This window comes from Deltaproteobacteria bacterium (assembly GCA_016875395.1).
Lineage (GTDB): Bacteria > Myxococcota_A > UBA9160 > UBA9160 > UBA6930 > VGRF01.
Genome location: VGRF01000002.1, coordinates 121,989 through 143,491 on the forward strand (window position 1 = coordinate 121,989; position 21,503 = coordinate 143,491).

The 21,503-nt window shown below is 70.1% G+C and carries 16 protein-coding genes; 7 read left to right on the forward strand and 9 right to left on the reverse strand.

Going from position 1 to position 21,503, the window contains the following annotated elements; translation table 11 throughout:
• Positions 1-16 precede the first annotated feature (16 nt).
• Positions 17-652 carry an alpha/beta fold hydrolase gene (locus FJ091_02325; GenBank protein MBM4382184.1) on the forward strand — a complete coding sequence of 212 codons (636 nt, stop codon included), beginning with the start codon at positions 17-19 and terminating at the stop codon, positions 650-652.
• 6 nt (positions 653-658) lie between these two features.
• Here FJ091_02325 and FJ091_02330 read toward each other — a convergent pair whose 3' ends face one another.
• Entirely contained in the window at positions 659-3,244 is a 2,586-nt protein-coding gene (locus FJ091_02330) for a PBP1A family penicillin-binding protein (protein ID MBM4382185.1), read from the reverse strand.
• Between the two features lie 56 nt (positions 3,245-3,300).
• On the opposite strand from FJ091_02330, the gene gshB reads away from it, so the two are divergent.
• The 3 genes from gshB to FJ091_02345 all read left to right on the forward strand — a co-directional run bounded on the left by gshB (position 3,301) and on the right by FJ091_02345 (position 6,527).
• Positions 3,301-4,383 (forward strand): glutathione synthase, encoded by a 1,083-nt coding sequence (gene gshB, locus FJ091_02335; GenBank protein MBM4382186.1) that lies wholly within the window; start codon positions 3,301-3,303, stop codon positions 4,381-4,383.
• Positions 4,384-4,638: 255 nt separating this feature from the next.
• Positions 4,639-4,923: a hypothetical protein gene (locus FJ091_02340; protein MBM4382187.1), complete on the forward strand. Its 285-nt coding sequence runs from the start codon at positions 4,639-4,641 to the stop codon at positions 4,921-4,923.
• A gap of 110 nt (positions 4,924-5,033) precedes the next feature.
• The gene (locus FJ091_02345; GenBank protein ID MBM4382188.1) at positions 5,034-6,527 is read left to right on the forward strand and encodes a sigma-54-dependent Fis family transcriptional regulator; all 1,494 of its coding nucleotides are present in this window, start codon (positions 5,034-5,036) and stop codon (positions 6,525-6,527) included.
• Here the strand turns inward: FJ091_02345 and wecB are convergent.
• Genes wecB through FJ091_02360 form a run of 3 tightly spaced genes read right to left on the reverse strand, consistent with a single transcriptional unit; the run spans position 6,524 to position 9,656 of the window.
• A complete protein-coding gene (gene wecB, locus FJ091_02350) occupies positions 6,524-7,597 on the reverse strand; it encodes a UDP-N-acetylglucosamine 2-epimerase (non-hydrolyzing) (protein MBM4382189.1) in 1,074 nt (357 codons plus the stop codon). The genes FJ091_02345 and wecB overlap by 4 nt on opposite strands.
• Positions 7,594-8,361 carry a glycosyltransferase family 2 protein gene (locus FJ091_02355; protein MBM4382190.1) on the reverse strand — a complete coding sequence of 256 codons (768 nt, stop codon included), beginning with the start codon at positions 8,359-8,361 and terminating at the stop codon, positions 7,594-7,596. Before FJ091_02355 ends, wecB begins: the two co-directional genes overlap by 4 nt.
• Positions 8,358-9,656, reverse strand: coding sequence for an FAD-dependent oxidoreductase (locus FJ091_02360; GenBank protein MBM4382191.1), 1,299 nt, complete (start codon positions 9,654-9,656; stop codon positions 8,358-8,360). Before FJ091_02360 ends, FJ091_02355 begins: the two co-directional genes overlap by 4 nt.
• 76 nt (positions 9,657-9,732) lie before the next feature.
• On the opposite strand from FJ091_02360, the gene FJ091_02365 reads away from it, so the two are divergent.
• Complete coding sequence (locus tag FJ091_02365; protein ID MBM4382192.1) at positions 9,733-10,647, forward strand: polysaccharide deacetylase family protein; 915 nt, start codon at positions 9,733-9,735, stop codon at positions 10,645-10,647.
• Positions 10,648-10,878: 231 nt separating this feature from the next.
• Complete coding sequence (locus tag FJ091_02370) at positions 10,879-12,402, forward strand: glycosyltransferase family 39 protein (GenBank protein MBM4382193.1); 1,524 nt, start codon at positions 10,879-10,881, stop codon at positions 12,400-12,402.
• Here FJ091_02370 and galE read toward each other — a convergent pair.
• Positions 12,399-13,400, reverse strand: coding sequence for a UDP-glucose 4-epimerase GalE (gene galE / locus FJ091_02375; GenBank protein ID MBM4382194.1), 1,002 nt, complete (start codon positions 13,398-13,400; stop codon positions 12,399-12,401). The genes FJ091_02370 and galE overlap by 4 nt on opposite strands.
• Before the next feature lie 35 nt (positions 13,401-13,435).
• On the opposite strand from galE, the gene FJ091_02380 reads away from it, so the two are divergent.
• Entirely contained in the window at positions 13,436-13,963 is a 528-nt protein-coding gene (locus FJ091_02380) for a methylated-DNA--[protein]-cysteine S-methyltransferase (GenBank protein ID MBM4382195.1), read from the forward strand.
• A 10-nt stretch (positions 13,964-13,973) separates the two neighbouring features.
• Here FJ091_02380 and FJ091_02385 read toward each other — a convergent pair whose 3' ends face one another.
• The 4 genes from FJ091_02385 to FJ091_02400 form a co-directional block, all read right to left on the reverse strand.
• A complete protein-coding gene (locus FJ091_02385; GenBank protein MBM4382196.1) occupies positions 13,974-15,161 on the reverse strand; it encodes an aminotransferase class I/II-fold pyridoxal phosphate-dependent enzyme in 1,188 nt (395 codons plus the stop codon).
• 447 nt (positions 15,162-15,608) lie between these two features.
• The gene (locus FJ091_02390) at positions 15,609-18,707 is read right to left on the reverse strand and encodes a sulfatase-like hydrolase/transferase (GenBank protein MBM4382197.1); all 3,099 of its coding nucleotides are present in this window, start codon (positions 18,705-18,707) and stop codon (positions 15,609-15,611) included.
• Between the two features lie 137 nt (positions 18,708-18,844).
• Positions 18,845-19,615 carry an SHOCT domain-containing protein gene (locus FJ091_02395; protein ID MBM4382198.1) on the reverse strand — a complete coding sequence of 257 codons (771 nt, stop codon included), beginning with the start codon at positions 19,613-19,615 and terminating at the stop codon, positions 18,845-18,847.
• A 25-nt stretch (positions 19,616-19,640) separates the two neighbouring features.
• The gene (locus FJ091_02400) at positions 19,641-21,497 is read right to left on the reverse strand and encodes a ferrous iron transporter B (protein ID MBM4382199.1); all 1,857 of its coding nucleotides are present in this window, start codon (positions 21,495-21,497) and stop codon (positions 19,641-19,643) included.
• Positions 21,498-21,503 lie beyond the last annotated feature (6 nt).

Sequence of the window (21,503 nt, forward strand, 5' to 3'; positions counted from 1 at the left end):
GCCGAACGGAGGCCCGATGAAGCTGCAAGAGAAGATGGTCGCGATCGCGCTCGGCGGTGCGGGCGAATCCCTCGAAGGCACCTTCCTCGGCGGCGCGAGTGGCGACGACCGCGGCGCGCTGATCGCGCCGCCGCATCCGCTCTACGGCGGCAGCATGGAGTCGCCCGTCGTCGCGGAGGTCGCGTTCGCGTGCCACCGCGCGGGCATCGCGACGTTGCGCTTCAACTGGCGCGGCGTGGGCGCGAGCGCGGGCGAGCCCTCTGGCGACGAAGGCGACGCGGACGCCGACTACGGCGCCGCGCTCGCGCATCTCGCCGAGACCGTGCCCGGCGCGCTGCTCGCGTGCGGCTACTCGTTCGGCAGCGCCGCCGCCGTGCGCGCCGCCGAGCGCAGCCCGCGCGTGCGCCGCCTCGTGCTCGTCGCGCCGCCGCCCGCGCTGATCGCGCCCGCGCGCATCGCCGCGCTGCGCGCGCGCGCGCTGGTCATCACGGGCGACCGCGACAACTTCGTGCGCGTGGCCGCGCTGCAGGACGCGTTCGCGAGCGCAGCGAACGTCACGCTGCGCGTGCTGCCTGGCGTCGACCACTTCTTTATGGACGGGCTGAGCGACCTGGGGAAGGAAGTGAGCGAGTGGCTGTGGGGCGGCGAGTAGCCGCTCTCAGAAATCCAGCCTTCGATCCGCCGGCGATTCCTCCGCCATCGCCTCGCCGCTCGGCGCGCTCACACGGTCGAGCGGCTCGGTGCCGGTGAGGAACGCCTCCTCCATCGCGTACTTCGAGGAGCCGCTCGCGAGAGCGCCGGTCTTGGTGTCGACGCGCAAGAGCGAGACGCCATCGGGCACTTCGGGCTCGGCGGGTTTTCGCTTCTCGAGTGCAGCTTCCATGAACGACATCCAGATCGGGAGCGCGGCCACGCCGCCGGTCTCCTTGGGCCCGAGCACGTCCCGCGCGTCGATTCCGACCCACACCCCCGTAACAACTCGCGGCGAGAAGCCGACGAACCACGCGTCGGTTTGGTCGTTCGTCGTGCCGGTCTTGCCCGACAAGTACGGCCCGAGCTTGCGCGCGCGGCCCGCCGTGCCGTTCGGGTGCTCGACGGGCGCGCGCAGCATCCGCGCCGTCACGTACGCGTGCGCGGGCGCCATCGCATAGCCGCGCGGCACGACGAGCTCCGGCGCGACGCGCTTCTCGACGATCTCCTCGACCGGGCCGAAGTCTCCGAGCGCCTCGTCTTCGAGCGGGAGCACGTCTTCTTCCTCGGGCGCTTCGGCCGCTTCGCTCTCCGCGACGACGAGCTGCTTCTCGGCTTCAGCCTTCGCTTCCTCGCCGTCGTCCTCCGCTGTCTTCTCGTCCTCGGGCTTCTCGATCGGCCCGTCGAGCGGCACGTTCTCGATCACCACCTCGCCCTTGCGATCGAGCACGCGCGCGATCAGCCGCGGCTCCACGAGACGGCCACCTGACGCGAACACGCCGTAGGCGCGCGTGATCTCGAGCAGCGTCACGGAGCTCGTGCCGAGCGCGAGCGCGAGACCGCCGTCGAGCGGCGACTTGACGCCGAGCCTGCGCGCGAGCTCTTGGGTGGGCTCGATGCCGACGTCGCTCAGCACGTAGACCGCGGCGTTGTTGATGGAGCGCGCGAGCGCCTCGGTGAGCGTGAGGCGCCCGAGGAACTCGCGGCCGTAGTTCTCCGGCCGCCAGAGCGAGCCGCTGCCGTCGTCGTACACCGCGGGCCGGTCGTAGACGATCGTGGCGGGCGTGAAGCCCGCGGCGAGCGCGGCGGCGTAGACGATCGGCTTGAATGCGCTGCCGGCTTGGCGGCGCGCCTGCGTCGCGCGGTCGAACTCGCTGCCCGCGAAGTCGTAGCCGCCCACGAGTGCGAGCAGATCGCCGGTCTGCACGTCGTACGAGAGCAGCGCGCCCTGCACGTCGGGCACCTGATACAGCGCCGCACTCGGCTCCGTCGCGCCCTCGGCGGGAGCTGTCAGGGAGAACTGCGCGACGTCGCCGGCCGCGAGCGCCTGCGAGAGCTTCGCGATCGAGGCGCCGTGCGTGCCGGGCTTTTTCGCGTGCGCCCAGCTCGACGAGGCGAGCGTCACGTTCGCTTCGACGCCGGCGCCGAACGCGACGCGCGCGAGCTTCTTCGCGTCGTCGACCTTCAGCACGACGCCGGTGCGCGGCTTCGCGAAGAACTCCGGCGCGAGCGGCACGCCCTCGGCGAGCGCGTTCTCCTCCGCGAGCTTCGGCAGCTCCGCCGCGATCGCGTCCGGAGCGACCTTGCGCAGCGCGCCGCGATAGCCGCGGCGATGGTCGAGCGCCTCGACGCCGCTCTGCAGCGCCGCGACCGCGCGCTTCTGGAGCGCGAGGTCGATCGTGGTCTCGACGCGCAGCCCGCCGTTCAGCACGCGCTCGTTGCCGATCTCGGCGACGAGCCGCCGGCGCACCTCTTCGGTCACGTAGGCGGCGACCTCGAAGTCCGTGGTCGACGGCGAGCGCAGCACGGGTTTTGCCGCGAGCTGCGCAGCGTAAGTCGCGTCGTCGATGTGGCCGACATCGCGCATGCGTCCGAGCACGTACACGCGCCGCTCCTCTGCGCGCACGGGATTCAGGTAGGGCGAGAATTTCCCCGGAGCCTTCGGCAGTCCCGCGATCAGCGCGGCCTCGCTGGCCGTCAGGTCCGCGAGCGACTTGTCGAAGTAAGTGCGCGCCGCTTCCGCGACGCCGTAAGCGCCGCTGCCGAAGTAGATGTGGTTCAGGTAGCGCCAGAGGATCTCGTCCTTGCTGAAGCGCTCCTCGATTTGGCCCGCGAGCACGGCCTCTTTCGCCTTGCGCGAGTAGGTGCGCTCGCTCGTGAGCAGCAGGTTCTTCGCGAGCTGCTGCGTGATCGTGCTCGCGCCCTGCGTCTCGTCGGTCGTGAGATTCGTCCAGGCAGCGCGCAGCGTGGACACGAAGTCGACGCCGCCGTGCTCGTAGAACTTGTCGTCCTCGGCCGCGAGGAACGCGTTCACGACGAGCTTCGGAATCTCGTCCATCGGCGTGAGGGTGCGCCGCTCGCTGTAGAACTCGCCGATCAGCGCGCCGCTGCGGTCGTACACCCGGCTCGTGAGCGGCGGCTCGTAGCTGTCGAGCGCCGTCAGGTCGGGCAGGTCGCTCGTGACCCACATCCAGAGCAGGCCCGCGCCGGTCGCCGCGATCAGTACGAGCAGCCCGAACGCAACGCCGATCCGAATGAGCGTCGCCCGTGACACTTCCGCCCGCCCCCTCACCCTCGCGCAACCTAGCCTTTCGGCTTCGCGCTGATGTAATGACTCTCACTTCATCGGCGCTCGCATCCACGGAACGGAGACCTCGCGTGGCGAAGAAACGCAAAGCCCCGGCGCGCAACGAGCGCGCCCCGCGAGCGCCGAAGGCAGCCAGGCCGAGCGGGGGGGCGCGCGCCCTCTCGCTCGCGTTCGTGATGGACCCGATCCTCGGCCTCAACATCAAGGGCGACACCACCTTCGCGCTGATGCTCGAGGCGCAGCGCCGCGGGCACCGCATCTACACCGTCGACCCGAGCGACCTCGGCGTGCGCGACGCGCGCGTCACGGCGAAGGCGCAGCCCGTGGAGCTGCGCCGCGAGGTCGGGAACCACGCGACGCTCGGGCCGGCGCGGCTCGTGGGCCTCGACGAAGAGTTCGACGTGGTGTTCCAGCGCAAGGACCCGCCGGTCGACGTCGCGTACGTCACGGCCACGCAGATCCTCGCGTTGTGCCGGCGCGCGCTCGTGCTGAATCGCCCCGAAGGCATCCTCGCCGCGAACGAGAAGCTGTACGCGATGCACTTCGCCGAGGTGATGCCGACGACGCTGATCGCGCGCGAGATCCCGCAATTCGTCGACTTCATGGCCGAAATGGGCGGCCAGATGATCGTGAAGCCGCTCCACGGCAAAGGCGGCGAGGGCATCTTCCACGTCACCAACGGCGACCGGAACCTGTTCTCGATCCTCGAGCAGAGCACGAACTTCGGGACGCGCTGGGCGATCGCGCAGCAATACCTGCCCGCCGTGCGGCGCGGCGACAAGCGCATCCTGCTGCTCGACGGCGAGCCGCTCGGCGCGGTGCTGCGCGTGCCCGCCGAGAACGAGGCGCGCTCGAACCTTCACGTGGGCGGCAAGGCGACGCGCACGCAGCTCGACGCGGAAGACCTGCGCATCGTCGCGAAGCTGCGGCCGTGGCTGCAGCGCGATGGCCTCTTCTTCGTCGGCATCGACGTGATCGGCGGCAAGCTCACCGAGGTCAACGTCACGAGCCCGACGGGCATCCAGGAGATGAACGCGCTCGACGGCGCCTGCTACGAGACGCGCGTGATCGAGGCGGTGGAGAAGAAGGTGGCGGCGCGGGGGTGAGCCGCTGCGTCGGCCCGTTCGCGGGAGGCGCGTCAGACACCCCCGTATCGCTCTAGTCGGGGAATCACTTCCGACGGATCCTGCTAGCAACTCCGTCGGCAAGCCCGCGAAAGTCCTATTGACACGTTTTCCGTCGGCGGGAATCATGCTCGCCGTCGGACGCGACCCCATCCCCGGTCGCGGGCGGCTTCCTCCAAGCGCGCGGTGTCCCCGTGAACGCCGGGCGTGTTCGTCACGAACCACGAAGGAGGCCTCATGGCCGCAGGAAAAGTCGCGAAAGCTGGCATCAAGCGTGAGAAGGATTGGCTCTATTTCCTCGATCGCCGAGGGAACGTGAGCCGCGTGCGCCGCGCCGAGGGCGGTGGCAAGGCCAAGAAGGGCACGCAGCAGGTGGTCGCGAAGACCGGCGTGCAGAAGGAAGAGGGTTACCTCTACTTCATCGACAAGGACGGCGACGTGTCGCGCGCGAAGATGGTTCGCCGCGGCAAGGGCACCCGCCGCAAGGCCGCGAAGAAGTCGACGGCGCGACGCAGGCGCTAGCGCTCTCGCAACCGAGGGGGCCGGTGCGGTGACGCGCGTCGGCCCCTTCTCCTTTTCGGCTGCGGTGCTCGCGAATCCCGCCCACACCTCCTAGGGTCGCGCCGCGCGTCATGTCGGACTCCGAGAATGTCATCGCAGGCGCGCGCCGCGAGCCGGGCGCGCATCCGTTCACGATCCTGGTCGTGGACGACGAGCCCGCGATCCTCGAGTCGATCGAGCTCACGCTCGGCGACGACTACCGCGTGCTCACCGCGCTGAACGCACGCGAGGCCCTGGGCCTGCTCGAGCGCGAAGAAGTGGCGCTGATCATCGCGGACCAGGTCATGCCGGGCATGAACGGCGCGAGCTTCCTCGAGCGCGCCGTCGCGATTCGGCCGCGCGCGGTGCGGCTCATGCTGACCGGTTACGCCGACATCCACGCGATCATCCGCGCGATCAACGAGGGCAAGATCTATCGCTACATCGCGAAGCCGTGGGAGCCGGATCAGCTGCGGCTCGACGTGAAGAACGCGCTGGACGCCTACCAGCTCACCGCCGAGAACGCGCAGCTCGCGAGTGCGCTCGCGATCGCGAACGAGAAGCTGCGCGCCGAGAACCTCTACCTGCGCCAGCAGGTGCAGAAGACGTACGCGTTCGATCAGCTCGTGGGCGCGGCGCCGTCGATGCAGCGCGTGTTCGACGTGATGCAGAAGGTCGCGCAGACCGACGCGACCGTGCTCGTTACGGGCGAGACGGGCACCGGCAAAGATCTCGTCGCGCGCGCGATCCACTACGCAGGCTCGCGCAAGGAGAAGCGCTTCGTCGCGCAGAACTGCGGCGCGCTGCCGGACACGCTGCTCGAGAGCGAGCTGTTCGGGCACAAGCGCGGCGCGTTCACCGGCGCCCACGCGGACAAGAAGGGCCTGTTCGAGATCGCCGACGGCGGCACGATCTTTCTCGACGAGATCGGCGAGACCGAGCCCGGCATGCAGGTGCGCCTGCTGCGGGTGCTGCAGGACGGCGAGATTCGCCCGCTCGGCTCCTCCGACGTGAAGCGCGTCGACGTGCGCATCGTCGCGGCGACCAATCGCGACCTCACGAAGCTCGTCAGCGAGGGCCGCTTCCGCGAGGACCTGTTCTATCGCCTGCGCGTCGTCGAGATTCGCCTGCCCGCGCTGCGCGAGCGGCGTGAGGACATCCCCGCGCTCGCGCATCACTTCCTCGACCGCGCGAACGCGAAGATGCGGCGCGCGCTGGACGGCTTCACGAACGCCGCGATGGATCGCCTGTGCGCGCACCAGTGGGCCGGCAACGTGCGCGAGCTCGAGAACGAGATTCAGCGCGCGGTGGCGCTCGCGGGCGACGAGAAGACCGTCACGGCCGAGATGCTCTCCGAGCACGTGCGCGGCCCGACGCCGGCGCAGGGCGCGAGGGGCATCGTGCTCCCGATCGAGCAGGACATGAACCGCGCCGTGGACGCGCTCAAGGCCGCGATGATCCAAGAGGCGCTGAAGAGCGCCGGCAACGTGACGCGAGCTGCGGAGAAGCTCGGCATTCCGCGCCAGTCGCTGCAGAAGATGATGAAGCGGCTCGGGCTGCGCGACGAAGCGCCGGAAGAGGCCTAGGCGATCAGCTCGGCAACGAGCTTTGCGATGCGCTCGCCCGCTTTGCCGTCGCCGAACGGATTCTGCCAGTGCCCGCGGCGGCCGAGCAGCGCCCTCGTGGCGTCGAGGATCGCATCCGCGCTCACGCCTGCGATGCGCGCGGCGCCGACGTGCACGGCCTCGGGACGCTCGGTCGTCTCGCGCAGAATCACGCACGGCACGCCCAGCACGCAGGCTTCTTCCTGGACGCCGCCCGAATCGGTCAGCACGAGCGCCGCGCTGCGATGCAGCTGCATGAACTCCACGTAGCCAGCCGGCGGAATCGCGCGCACGCGCTTGCCGAGCGCGACTCCCACCTCCGCGAGCCGCTGCTGCGTGCGCGGGTGCAGCGGCGCGACGACGGGCATGCCCGCATGCTCGGCCGCGAGCTCGAGTCCGCGGAAGACATCGCGCAGCGCTGCGTCGTCCTCGACCGTCTCGCGCCGATGCACGGTCGCGAGCAGGAATTCGCCAGGCGCGACGACGAAGCTCGACAAGTCTGGCGCAGGCAGGCGCGCGAGCTGTCGGTGGAGCTCGTCCACGACGGTGTTTCCGGTGACCGCGATCTGCCCCGGGACGTGCTCGCCCAGCAAGTTCGAGCGCGAGAGCTCGGTCGGCGCACACAGCAGTTGCGCGAACGCATCGCACTCGCGGCGATTGTGCTCCTCCGCCATGCGCAGGTCGCCGCAGCGCAGGCCCGCCTCGACGTGCACGACCGGGATGCCCGCGTCGAGGCCGCCGAAGGCGGCGCCGAGCGTCGAGTTCGTGTCGCCCTGCACGACGATCGCGCGGGCGCGCTTCGCTTCGAGCACTTCGCGCACCGCGGCGCGCGTGCGTGTGAGCTGCTCTTCGCGCGCGCCACCGCGCACGTCGAGCCGCACGTCGGGCTTCTCCAGCTCGAGCTGCGCGAAGAACAGGCCGTCGAGCGCCCAGTCGTAGTGCTGGCCCGTGTGCAGCACGAACGAGTCGAAGCCGAGCGTGCGGCACGCGCGGATCACCGGGGCCATCTTCACGACTTCGGGCCGAACCCCGATCACGAGCGCGACGCTCATGCGGCGCTCCGGCCGAACGACTGCTCCAGCCGGCGCCGCAGCGCGAAGCGCAGCGTACGGATGGCGGTCGGGATCGCACGCATCTTGCTCGCGCCGACCCGGCTCGCGTAGTCGAGCTGGATCGGGATCTCGGTCGCGCGCACGCCGAGCGGGCGCAGGCGCAGGAGAATGTCCGAGACCGCCGCGAAACCGCCTTCGGCGATGAAGCCGTCGCCGTATGCGTCGAAGGCGCGCCGCAACAAGCCCATGCGGTACGCGCGGTAGCAACACGTGTATTCGCGCACGCCGGGGATCGGCAGCACCGTGCGCAGGATCGTGCCCGCGACGTCGGAGAGCGCGGCGCGATAGGCCGGCACGCCCGCGACCGTCGCGCCAGGCTGGTAGCGCGACGCGATCGCGAGCTCGTAGCCGCGATCGAGGGCCGCCAGCAGCTGCGGGATTTGCTCGGGCGGATGCGTGTTGTCCGCGTCGAACGTGATCACGACGTCGTCCGCCGCCGCGTGTTCGCGCATCCACGTGAAGCCCGTGCGCAGCGCTGCACCGAGCCCCGCGTTCTTTGCGTGGCTCACGACCTCGAGCGCGAGCGCGCCGTCGAGGTCGCGCTCGGCGCGGCGCGCCTCGGCGACCGTCGCGTCCGCGCTGCCGTCGTCCACGAGCAGCACCGACCACGGCGCTCCGTGGCGCTTCAGCGTGTCGGTGACGCGCAGCAAGAGGCGATGGATGTCGCGCTCCTCGTTGTAGGCGCACAGCATCACGCGAATCATCGACGCTCTCCGGCGAGATCGGCGGCGATCTCAGCCACCGCTTCGTCCACCATCTCGCAGCACGCGTTCCACGAGTTGACGCGCGGATAGAGCTGCGACGTGCTCGTCAGGTAGAGACGGCCGGGCACGGCCACGTGCGGAGGCTTCTTCTTGGCGTAGCCGGTCGTCCACATCGGCTCGACGAAGGGCGCGCGGAACAGGTAGCGACCGACGATCGCGCCGCGCGCTTCCGGGTGAATCCGGCACAGGTCGGCTTCGTAGCGCGCGAGCAGCTCCGAATCGGGCAAGCCGTAGAGCTCGCTCGTGCGGTGCGTGTAGTTCACCGTGTAGTGGACGTGGAGCCCGCGCGTGCGCTCGAGCGGCACGACGCGCGACATCGCGATCAGGCCTTGTGAGGTCGCGCCGCAGTCGACCCAGGGCGCCCAGTAGTACGGAGTGAGCGCGCGATCCGTGATGAACACGCCGCTCACCACGCCTTGGTAGTCGAGCGCGAGGTCTGCGATCGCCGGCGGCAAGGCGCAGTCTTTCGCGAGGCGCTGAAACATCGGAAGGGGGAGAGTGGAGACCACGGCGTCGTGCTGCGCGCTCCGGCCGTCCCCGAACGCGACTCGCACGCTGCGCCCCTCGATGGCGAGCGCTGCGACCGGGCTCTTCGTGTGCAGCGGCGCGCCGCGAGCGACGAGGTCCTGCGCGAACGCGTCGATCAGCGAGCGATAGCCGCCGAGCAGGCAGCCCTTCTCCTCGCGCGAGACGTTCTTCTCGCGATGCATGCGCGTCGTGAGCCAGAGCGCAGGGAGCGCGGGGTAGTGGTCACCGATCTTTGCCGCGAGCAGCGGCTTCCAGATCAGCTCGAACGCGCGCGGCCCGGCGATCTTGCGCACGAAGTCGGCGGCAGTCACGCCGTCGAGCCCCTCGCGCGTGCCGGCGAGCCGCGCGTACACGGCGATCAGACCGAGGCGAACGCGGTCGATCCAGCCCAACGGCGCAAAGCGAAGCAGGTCGAGGGGGGTGTTCAGCGGGTAGGTCGTCTCGCGAACGGGGAAGCCCATGCCCGTCGAGCTCCAGCGCAGCTCGTAGGCGAGCCCGAGCTCCTGCACGTGGGCGAGCAGGGCCGCGTCGATCGGCAGCATGCAGTGATAGAACTTCTCGAGCTCGAGCCCGTCGTGGCTGAAGGTGCCGCCGAGACCGCCGAGCCGTTCCTCGGCCTCATACAGCGTGACGGCATGGCCGCGCTGCTGAAGACGCCGCGCGGTCGCCAGCCCGGAGATCCCGCCGCCCAGAATCGCTACGTCCAAGACCGACCTCGTGTGCGGAGGCACCTGCCGCATGTGATTCGCGTCACCCGAACTGAGTGGTTCGGGACTCACGGAGGTGACGCCGAAGTTGAAGCGCATTCCCGCGACGCTGAGTGTCGATGTCGACCCCGTAGATGCTCACCTCGCGGGCTACGGAGTCATCGGCCAGCCGCCCGACTCAGCCTGCTACGAGCGCGCGGTCCCGCGGCTGCTCGAGGCCTTCGCTGCACACGGGGTGCGCGCGACCTTCTTCTGGGTTGCGCGCGATGCCGAGCGCAGCGCCGCAGCGCTGCGAGCCGTCGTCGCAGCGGGCCACGAGGTCGCGAGCCACTCGCTGACCCACGCCGAAGCCTGGCGCAACGCTGGCTCCGCCGAGGTTGCGCACGAGTTGCGCGAGTCGAAGCAGCGCCTCGAACAATGCGCCGGGGCCTCTGTGGTGGGGTTTCGCTCGCCGGGATGGCACGGTCCGCGCGGTCTCCACGAGGAGCTCGCGCGAGCCGGCTATCGCTACGACGCCTCCTCGTTCCCGTCGCCGCTGCTCGGCGCGATGAGCGCCCTGTTGTTCTTGGGCAGCCGAGGGCGGCGCCGCGTTCCGCTCGGGGCGGGGCAATGGTTCGCGCCGAGAGCGCCTTCGCAGCTCGCGCGCGGCCTCACGGAGTTCCCGGTGAGCGTGACGCGCCGACTGCGTTTCCCCGTCTACCACACGCTGCGCTACTCGGTTTCGAGCGCGCGCTTCGAGCGCCTCCTCGAGGCGCTCGCTCGCGAGGGCCACGAGTTGTCGTATCCGCTGCACGCCGTGGATGCGCTGGGCCTCCGGGAGGATGGCATCGAGCAGCGGCTCGCCCGTCACCCGGGGATGTCCATGGCGCTCGAGGAAAAGCTGAGTCTTCTCTACTCTACGCTGCGCGCGATCGCGGAGAGATTCTCGCCCGCCCCGTACTGCCAGCGCCTCGCAACGCTCGGGCACGTGGGGGAGCCAGCGAGCGCATGAGCGGCGGAGCGCGAGCCTTTCTCTCGGATCGCTTCGTCTGGGTGCTCGTCGCACTCTCACTGGTGCTGCTCTCACCGGGGTTCAGCGGAGGAATCCCGCGAGCGACCGCCGCCAACCGAGCGGAGGCGTGGGGCAACGACGACTTGGTGCCGATGGCGCGAAGTTCACAACGCGTTCATCCACGAGAAGCCCGACTGGAACACGGGCTACCCGCCGCTTCAGCACTACATCTTGGCGAGCGCTTACGCCCCGTACCTCGGCTGGAAGCTATTGCGCGGCGAGCTGAAGCCCGAAGCCAGCTTCCCATTCGGCCTCGCGCGTCCTACCGAGTCGATCACTCACCTCACGTGGATCGGGCGTGGAGTCGCTCTGGCATTCGCCTTGATGTGCGTGCTCGGCGTCTTCGCGATCGGGCGCGAGCTCTGGGGGCGTCGCGTTGGATTTGCCGGGGCGCTCGCATGGCTCGTGACGTTCCCGTTCTCGTACTACGCGACCACGGGAAACGTGGACGGCCCCATGCTCGCGTGGATCAGCTGGGCGCTCGTCTTTGCCGCCAAGGCGGTTCGCGACACGCTCTCGCCGAAGGTCGCGATCACGCTCGGCGCTCTCGTGGCATGCGTCGGCGCAACGAAGGACCAGGGAGCTGGCTGCTTCTTCCTCGTCGGGATGGCACTCGTGTTGCGGCATCTGCTGCGCGGCGACGCGCACCGCTGGTGGCGACTCGAGGGCCGCTGGGTGAGTCCGCTGCTCGCGGTCGCGAGTCTCGTCGCGACGTACAGCGTCGTGGGCGGCCTCATCTTCTCCCCACACCGCTTTTCGAAACATCTCGACACGATGTTGTCGGTCGGCGCTCGCGTCGGCGAGCAGATCTACCTGCGGTATCCGGTGACCGCGCACGGCGTCTGGCTGCAGACGGTCGACCTCGCGAACCACCTGTACGACGCCGTGGGCGGCGTGAACCTCGCGCTCGCCTTCGCGGGAGTCGTGATTGCGCTGCTTCGCGACCGCGCGGCGCTGGTACTGGCCGCGTCGAGCGCCGGCATGTTTCTGGTGTTGCTCGCGCCGCTGTACAGCAAGATCCAGTACGTCCTTCCCGTCGCGCTGCCGCTGTGCCCCTTCGTCGGGTTCGCGCTCGATCGCATCGCGAGCAAGACCCGATTCTCACCCGTGGTGTGGACTGGCTTCGCCCTACTCATCGCGTGGAGATCGTTCGCGGTCATCGACCTCGCGCACGCGCGCATCAACGACTCGCGATACGAGGCGGCCGCCTGGTTCGAGAGCCAGGCGCGCGACGGCGACACGGTCGTGTTCTTCGGGGCAGACTCGAACAACACGCACATGCCGGCGCGGCTGCGCTCGGTCGGCGTGAACTACCGCGCGGAAGGGCGTGAGGTCCTCGCGCGCGTGAACCCGGAGTTCGTGCTCGTTCAGCCCGACGGCGCCGACGAGAACCGCAGGCGCATCGAATGGCGCGTCGGACCGCACTCGATTCGATCCACCTACGTCGACGACGCGCTCTGGGCGGATCTCACCGGCGGGCGGACCGTATACGTGCTGGTCGCTCAATTTCAAACGCCGAGGCGATTCCCCTGGGCAGACCGCCCGAACCTCGCCTACCCGATGGTCAATCCGCCGGTCCTGATCTTCGCGCGCGCGGATCGCGCAGAAGGCATGCCGCCTCTCGAGCCTTGGACGACGGCGCCGCAGAACCCGCCGCTGCGCCGCGCCAACGAGCCGCCGATCCACGAGCGCTAAGGCGCCTCCGGGCCACCGAGCTTCTTCCAGCTCCGCAGCCACGCCCACGCCGTCCTCACGATCGTGTCGAGGTCCGAGTGCCGCGGCTTCCAGCCGAAGTCGCGCATGAAGCGGGACGCATCCGCCACGAGGATCGGCGGATCGCCGGGCCGGCGCGGCGCGTTCTCGTACGGCACCGCTTTCCCGATCACGCGCCCGACGCCCTCGACCACTTCGCGATTGCTGCGGCCCACGCCCGTCCCGAGGTTGTATCCGCCGCCCGGGCCGCCCGAGAGCAGCGCTTCGATCGCGCGCACGTGCGCGTCGGCGAGATCCGTGACGTGGATGTAGTCGCGCACGCAGGTGCCGTCGGGCGTCGGGTAGTCCGTTCCGAACAGCGAGAGCTTCGGACGTAGGCCCGCCGCGGCTTCGAGCGCCACGGGGATGAGATGAATCTCCGGCTCGTGGCACTCGCCGATACCGCCGTCGGGGTCCGCGCCGCACGCGTTGAAGTACCGCAGCGCCGTCCAGCGCAGGCCGTGCGCGCGCTCTACGTCCGCGAGCATGCGCTCGATCATGAGCTTGCTCGCGCCGTACGGGTTGATCGGCGCCTGTGGCGTCGCGTCGACGATCGGCTGCCGCTCGGGGTGCCCGTAGGTCGCCGCGGTCGACGACAGCACGAACGCGCGCACGCCGTGCGCGAGGCACTCGGCGAGCAGGTTCGCCGTGCCGGCGACGTTGTTGCGGTAGTAGAGCAGCGGCTTCGCGACCGACTCGGCGACCGACAGCGAAGCCGCGAAGTGCAGCACGCCGTCGACCTTCCCGTGCGCCGCGAACAGCGCACTCATCGCCGCGCGGTCGCCGATGTCGGCGACGACGAGCTTCGCTCCCTGCGCGAAGTCCGCGCGGCCGGCGCGCAAGTCGTCCACGACCACCGCCTCGTGTCCCGCGCGCAGAATCGCGCGCAGTGCGTGGCTCCCGATGTATCCCGCGCCGCCCGTAACGAGAAGTCGCGCCAAGAATCCTCCGTTGCGCGTGGTATTTTGCGCACGCGATGGAAGTCATCCACACCGCCGAGTTCGAGTCGCCCTTCGGCGCGATGGGGTGTGCATCGACCGGCCGCGGTCTTTGCTTCATCGAGCTGCCGCGCGCCAGTGGCCGCGGCGTCGCGGGCTGGATGCGTCGCTTCGCGCCGGACGCGCGCTTGACGACCGGTTACGCGCCGAACCGAGCCGCGATCGCGCAGATCCAGGACTACCTCGCGGGCAAGCGCGAAGAGTTCCGCGTCGAGCTCGACCTGCGCGCGACCGGCTTCCAGATTCGCGTCTACGCCGCGCTGCTCGATGTCCCGTACGGCGAAGTGCGCAGCTACGGCGAGATCGCGCGCGCGATCGGCGAGCCGAGCGCCGCGCGCGCCGTCGGCGCCGCCGTCGGCGACAACCCGCTGCCGCTCGTCGTGCCGTGCCACCGCGTGATCGAGTCGAGCGGAAAGCTCGGAGGATTCGCGGGCGGCGCCCTGCTGAAGAAGCGCCTGCTCGCGCTCGAGCGCGGGAAGCATCCGGGGCAGGGCGAGCTGCTCTAGCCGCCCGATCTCACACCCTCGCCAGCGCCTGCTCCAAGTCCGCGATCAGGTCCGCGCTGTCCTCGATTCCGCAGGCGAGGCGCACCAGCGTGTCGGTGATGCCCCAGCGCAGGCGCTCTTCGCGCGGCTGATCCCAGTACGACATCAGCACCGGCATCTCCACGAGCGACTCGACGCCGCCCAGGCTCGGCGCGATGTACGGGAGCTTGCAGCCGTCGACGAAGCGGATCGCGGCGTCGAGATCGCCCTCGATCTCGAACGTGACGACGCCCGCGAAGCCCTTCATCAAACGCGTCGCCACCGCGTGATCCGGATGCGACGCGAGGCCCGGGTACCACACGCGCCGCACCTTCGGATGCGTCTTGAGGAAGCGCGCAACCGCGAGGCCATTCTCGTTGTGGCGCTGAACGCGCAGCGCGAGGGTCTTCATCCCGCGCAGTAACAAGTGCGCCGCGCCCGGATCGAGGATGCCGCCGAGCACGCCCACGGCGTCGCGAATCGGCTTGATCTGCTCCGCGCTGCCCGCCGCGACGCCCGCGATCAGGTCGTTGTGGCCGCCGAGGTACTTCGTCGCGCTGTGGATCACGAGGTCCGCGCCGTCCGCGAGCGGCGCGTGATTCACCGGCGACGCGAACGTCGAGTCGACGATCACTCTCACGCCCCGCTCGTGCGCGACGCGCGCCGCTTCCGGCAGGTCGATCACGCGCAGGTACGGATTCGTCGGCGACTCGGTGAAGAAGAACACGGTGTCGTCGCGCAGCGCGCTCTTCAGCGCATTCACGTTCGCCGGCTCGATGATCGTCGCCTCGACCTCGAGCTTCGACAGGTACTGCCGAATGAACTGCCGCGTGCGCCGATAACAATCGCTCGTGACCACGATGTGCCCGCGCTTCGGCAGCAGCGCGAGAAACGTCGTCGTCGCCGCGCACATCCCCGAAGCGAACAGCACCGCCGACTCCGCGCCCTCGAGCTCGCAGATCTTCCGCTCCACCGCGCGCCAAGTCGGATTCGAGTACCGCCCATACTCGTCGCGCTCGAGCCGCCCCTCCGCGTACTCGCGAACCTCCGCCGAGTCGCGAAACCAGAACGTCGACGTCTGATGCAGCGGCGTCGTCAGCGCCGTGCTCTCTTTCCCCTGCCGCTCCCCGCCATGCACCGAGCGCGTCGACTCGCCAAGCCGCCTCTTCTCGTCGCTCATCTCGCGCCCGCCTAATTCCCGAGGAAGTTCGGCAAGTTAGTCAGCCCCAACAACCGCCGCCAACCACGCCCCGAGCGCGCGGGAGCGCAGCGATCCGCGCGCCGCACCCAGCCAGAAACCACCTCGAAACAAGAGTGCCGCTGCCGACGCCTCAACGGCGTCGGCAGCGGCACCCCTCCCAACAAGGATTGGGCAACGTCGAAGCATGCCCCGAGCTCCGAGCGAACCGAGGAGGGCACTGCGGGGAGGGCGGGTCGCGGAGCGAATGCCCGGGCGTGGTCGCGCGCGGGGCAACCGGGAGCGCGCCAGAACGCAACCCACAGCGCACAGCACCCGCCCGACGCGACCACGCGGCTGAGCGGAGGCGAGCCCGCCCGGACCGCAGCGCCCGGCGCCCCGAACGAGCGCACCACCGGAATCCCGCGAACGAGCGAGCGGGCGGAGTTGTTAGTGCGGCTCCCCAGCTCCGGCGCAGTCCTGCACGTACCCGAGCTGCTTCAGCTGCTCGCACTCCTCCGCCGAAATCGTCGCCGCCTTCGCCTCGCCGATCTTGCCTGCCTTCGCGGCCTCCTCGAACGCCACCGCCTGCCGCGACATCTCCGCCGCCAGCCCCGGCTCCTGCGCCGCGATGTTCGACGTCTCACCCGGGTCCGTCTCGACGCGAAACAGCTCGCGCTCCGCGAGCCCGCGCGGGTTATCAGGGTTCGCCTCGATCCACTTCCACGTCTTCGTGCGCACCGCGCGCAGCACGTTGCCCTCGTGGTCCTCTTCCGCGAAGACCATCTGCTCCCCCGGCAGGCGCGTCGCCGGCAGCACCGCGAGATCGATGCCCTGCATCGCCGAGGGAACCTTCGCGCCTGCCTGCGCGAGCAGCGTGGGCGCCACGTCGATGATGCGCGCCGGCTCGCTGCGCGCATCCGGCGTCGCCGCGAGCGGCGAGCCCTTCGGCCACTTCACGAGCAGCGGCACGTGAATCTGCTCGTCGTAAAGCGTGAGCCCGTGCCAGAAGCCGCCGTGCTCGTGGAACTCCTCGCCGTGATCGGCGACGAGCGCGATTACGGTGTTCTCGTAGATCCCCAATGACTCGAGCTTCTCGATGAACTTCCCGAAGTTGCCGTCGAGATACGCGATCTCGCCCACGTAGAGCTCCTGCATGCGCTTCGCTTCGCTCGCCGCGGGATGCTGGTTCGTCGCGCGATCGATGCCGACGCCGTTGTACGGGTGCTCGAAGTACGGGTCGTGCGGGTCCATGTAGTGCATGAACAAGAAGAAGCGCGACTGCGCGTGGCGATCCAGCCACTCGAACGCCGCGCCGTTCATCACCTCGGAGTCCTGATAGAAATCTCCGAAGCGCAGGCCCGGCACGAACATGAAGTAGACGCGCCGGAAGATCTGATAGAGCACGAGCTTCGACGACGACTCCACCGCGCCGAACAAGTAGTCGGGTCCCATGTAGTGGTACTCGTCGAAGCCCTGCGCGAAGCCGAAGGCTTCCGTGAGGTTCGTGTTCGAGACGAACGCGCCGGTCGCGTAGCCCGCGCTCTTCATCACCTCGGCGACGGTGTCGATGTCCTCGGGAAGCGCGGACGGCTTCGACATCGTTTGGTGGCTGCTCGGCACGAGCGACGCGAGCAGCGATGCGGTCGCTGGCTTGGTCCACGACGCGTGCGAGAAGCCGCTGAAGATCGTGCCGCCGTCGGTCGCGACGCGGCACAGGTTCGGCGTCTGCACGAAGTCCGCCCCGTAACAACTCAGGTGATCTGCGCGCAGCGTGTCGACCATCACGAGGATCACGTTCGGCCGGCTCGCGAGCGCGCCCGCAGCCGCGGGCGGCGTCGACTTCTGCATCGGCTGCGCGATCTGCCCCGCCGCGATCCAGCCGCCGCCCGCCACGAGAATCAGCAGCGCGAGCGCGATCGGCGGCGAGAACAGCTTGCCCGCGGCGCTGCGGAACACGCGCGGGCCGACGAAGAAGAGCAGCAGCGCGAGCGCGCCGAACGCGGCGAGCACCGCAGCGAGCACGGGCAGCGGCGGCATCTGCTCGAGGAACACGTCGCGGCGCAGGCGGAACACACTGATCGCGAGGCCGACCGGCACGACCGTGAAGAGCAGCGCGAGTGACGGCGTCCAGCCGCGCGTCTCGGCCTCGTCCATCGGGAACGCCGCGAGCACGAGGCCGCCGAGCGCGCACAGCACGCCGAACAGCGCGGCGTAGGCGAGCGGTCCATACCAGAGCACCTGCGCTTCGGTGCCGAAGCCCTGCTGTGCGATCGCGATGGCTTCGCCGAGCGCGAGCACGATGCCGGCCACGATGCCGGCGCCGAGGCCGTACGCGGCTGTGCTCGTCGCCCGCGTGGCATATGGCGATTCACCGAGTGGGGCGCCGCCGAACCCTGGGGCGCCCAAGTCGATCAGGACGCCGTTCACGCGGCACCACGCCGGCTTGTAGTCCGCGCTGCGAATCCACCAGAACACGCCGCCGAGCAGCGTGAGCGCTTCCGCCGCCCAGAAGCCGAGCGCGGCAGACGTGACCGCCGCCGCGGGCCCGATCATGTGCTGCAGCACGAGCAGCTGGGCGAGCTCGCGGATGCCTTCGCCGGCGATCGTGAACGGCGAGAGCACGGTCGCGAGGATCTGCACCGTGGAGCCGAGCACGACCGGCCAGAACTCGGCGCCCGCCGCGCCGATCGCGAGCGCGGTGAAGTAGTACATCGCTGCGGTCGTGAAGTGGACGACGAACGACAGCGCGAGCGCTTGCAGCAATAACAACTTTTGGTTGCGATAGGCGCCAGCCGCGTTCGCGACGCGCTCGACGATGCTCGTGAGCCGCGCCTTGCCCGGCAGCGGCAGCGCCACGATCACCGCCTGCACGATGCCGGGGAACCACAGCACCGCGAGCAGCGCGCCGACGACCGCGATGCACACCGCGGCGCCCGCGAGCGCAGCCGTGTTCGCGGCGTCGCGAGTCGGGAAGATCTCCGGGTGCGCGTAGAGCAGGTTCATGCCGAACGGCAGCGCGAACAGGAACGAGAGGAAGATGCCGATCGGCCCGATGATCTTCTCGAGGAACTTGGCGGCCGTCGTTTCGACGTTCCGGCCGCTGAAGCGAGCGGCGTCATAGAGCGTGTAGCCGTCGAGGCCGAGCGTGCTCGGCAGGAACGTGCCGATGAAGCGGCCGATCAGGAACGAGCCGAACACGTGTCGGAACGGCAGCTCGATGCCCTGGCCGCGCAGCATCAGGATCCAGCGCTGCATCGAGGCGAGGATTCCGACGAACTTGATGCCCGCCGCGGCGAAGCAGAACAGCGCGAACGTGCCGGCGTCGATGTTCTTCAGCGCGCGCAGGATCAGCGCGCCGGTGGTGACGAGCGTGCCGTCGGTGTCCTTCACCTCGTGCGCGAACAGCAGGCAGAAGATGCGCACGGTGAGCCACGCCTTGAGCACGTTCTGCACGCGCCCGCGCCACGGGTCGCTGAGCAGGCGGCCCGCGAGCAGGGCCGCGACGACGATCGCGAGGAGCTCACCGAGCAGCAGAACGAGGCGCATGAAGTCTCCCGAGTGCGCGCGCGGCCGTGGCGCGAATCAAGCGTGTGTGTCGGCCGTGCGGCGCGGGAAGTAACGAGCAAATCCGAGCGTGTCGGCCGACGAGGCGCGCGCGCGTGCGGATGGTGCGGCGGGCCGCGCTAGCTGCCTTCGGCCTGCGCCAGTTCTGCGCGCCGGCGTTGGTATTCCGCCTCGGAGATCGTGCCCGCGCGCCGCGCCTCTTCGAGCTCCGCGAGCGCGCGCAGCCGGGCCGGATCGGAGGGCAGCTCGCTCGGCACCCGTTTCACGGGCGCGAGGGATCCCGGCGCATCCATGAGAATCGTGGTGCGGCCGCGGCCCGCCTCGCGCTCGGACGGCGCGCGCGCGAAGTCCGCCGCGCGAAAGTCCACGGCCACCGCCCGCTGACCTAACACCTGTGCGTGCGCGCTCGGAACGGTGCGAATCGCGTGCGTGCTCTGGGTCGCGACGGGATCGGCGAGCTGCGTGTCCTCGCCGGCGGCGAGCTCGCGGTCGGCGTCGACGAGATGGATCTGGAGGCGCTGCTCGGAATCGACGAAGGCGATGAAGCGCGTCGCGAAGTTGCGCGAGAACACGCCGAGCTTGCGCTCGCGGCGCAGCGCGCGGAGCGAGACTTCCTGCGTCGCGTCCGCCCGCGCGAGCGCGTCGGCGAGCACGGGCCCGAGCTTGCGCGCGAGCGCTGGCGCCAGCGCGGGCCGCCGCGTGTTCTCGTCGCCCGCGCTCTCGCGCACGTCGAGGCTCGCGAGCACCGCGACGGCGCGCTCGGGCTCGATCTGTGCCGGGTGCGCGAAGCGCGCGGCGCCGCCCTTCTCGCTGCGCAGCATCACGACGAGGTCGGGCGTATCGACGAGCGAGACGCGCGAGTAGCTCGCGCCGCACGCGAGCGTCGCCACGAGAACGAAAGCGATCGCGCAGGCTCTACGCATTCAGCGCGTTCACCAGGCGATACGCGACGAAGCTCGCGCCGTACGCCAGCGCGAGTAGGTACACGAACGCGAAGGCGGGCCAGCGCCACGAGTTCGTCTCGCGCGCGAGCGTCGCGATCGTCGAGGTGCACTGCAGCGCGAACACGAAGAACACGAGCAGCGCGGCGACGGTGCCCGGCGTGTAGATCCGCTCGCCCGTCTCGCGATTGCGGTCGTTCGCGAGTGCTGCGCGCAGGCCCGCTTCGTCTTCGCCCGAGGCCGAGTAGATCTGCGCGAGCGTCGAGACGATCACCTCGCGCGCGGCGAGGCTCGCGACCAGGCCGATGCCGATCTTCCAGTCGAAGCCGAGCGGCGCGATCGCGGGCTCGAGCGCGTGGCCGATGCGACCGCCCGCGCTGTGCTCGAGCGCGTAGGCCGCGGCCTGCTTCTCGTCGAGATGCGCAGGCGCCTCCACGCGCGGGAACGTGAGCAGCGCCCACAACAAGATCGAGACCGCGAGGATGATCGTGCCCGCGCGGCGCAGGAAGCGACTCGCGGCGCCCCACACCTGCGACGCGACGAGCTTCGCGGGCGGCATTCGGTACGGCGGCAGCTCGAGGTAGAACGGCATCGCGTCGGCCTTCACGAGCGTGCGGCCGAGGATCGCGGCCGCGGCGAACGCGCCCAGCGCGCCCAGCACGTAGAGGCCGAGCAGCGCGAGCCCCTGCAGGCCGAGCGGGCCGAACACTTGCTTCGCCGGCACGAAGGCGCCGATCAGCAGCGCGTAGACGGGAAGCCGCGCGGAGCAGGTCATCAGCGGCGCGACGAGCATCGTCACGAGCCGCTGCGTCGCGGACGGGATCGTGCGCGTGGCCATGATGCCCGGCACCGCGCACGCGTACGACGAGAGCAGCGCCACGAACGCGCGGCCCTCGAGGCCGATGCGGCCCATCGCGCGGTCCACCACGAACGCGGCGCGCGCCATGTAGCCCACGTCCTCGAGGAAGTAGAGCAGGGTGAAGAGCAGCAGAATCTGCGGCAGGAACACGACCACCGAGCCCACGCCCGCGATCACGCCGTCGGCGACGAAGTCCGCGAGCACGCCGGCGGGCAGCACGGCGCGCGCGGCGTCGGCGGCGGCGGCGAGGGCGGCGTCGATCGCGTCCATCGCGGGCGTCGCCCAGGCGAAGATCAGCTGGAAGAAGAACACCATCACCGCGGCGAACAGCAGCGTGCCGAGGACGGGGTGAAGCACGACGCGGTCGATCGCCTCGGTCGTGGCGCTGCGGCCGGGTCGCGCGACGAGTGCGGCGGCGAGCACCGACGCGACCCACGTGCGCCGATCCTCGCGCCCCTGCGGCGGCGGTACGGGCGGGCGGCTCCACTGGTGCGGATGCGGGAGTAGGCGACGTAGTTCGCTTAGTCCGAGGCCGCGATGTCCGACGACGCCTACGACCGGCACGCCGAGCGCTGTCCCGAGCCGCGCGAGGTTCAGCTCGCCGCCGCGCGCGCGCAGCTCGTCGGTCATCGTGACGACCACGCAGGCGGGCAGGCCGAGCGCGAGCGCTTCGGCCACGAGTGCGAGCGAGCGCTCGATCGTGCAGGCATCGAGCGTGATCACGATGCCATCGGGCGGCGGCACGTCCGCGATCTCGCCCCGGATCACGCGCGACACGACGGCCTCGTCGGGGCTGAGCGGCTTCAGGCTGTACGTGCCCGGCAGGTCGATCACGCGCACGCGGTGCCCGTCGATCGTGGCGTCGCCCTCGCGGCGCTCGACCGTGACGCCGGGGTAGTTGCCGACTCGCGCGCGCAGACCGGTGAGCGCGTTGAACAGCGTGGTCTTGCCCGAGTTCGGGCTGCCGACCAAGCCGAG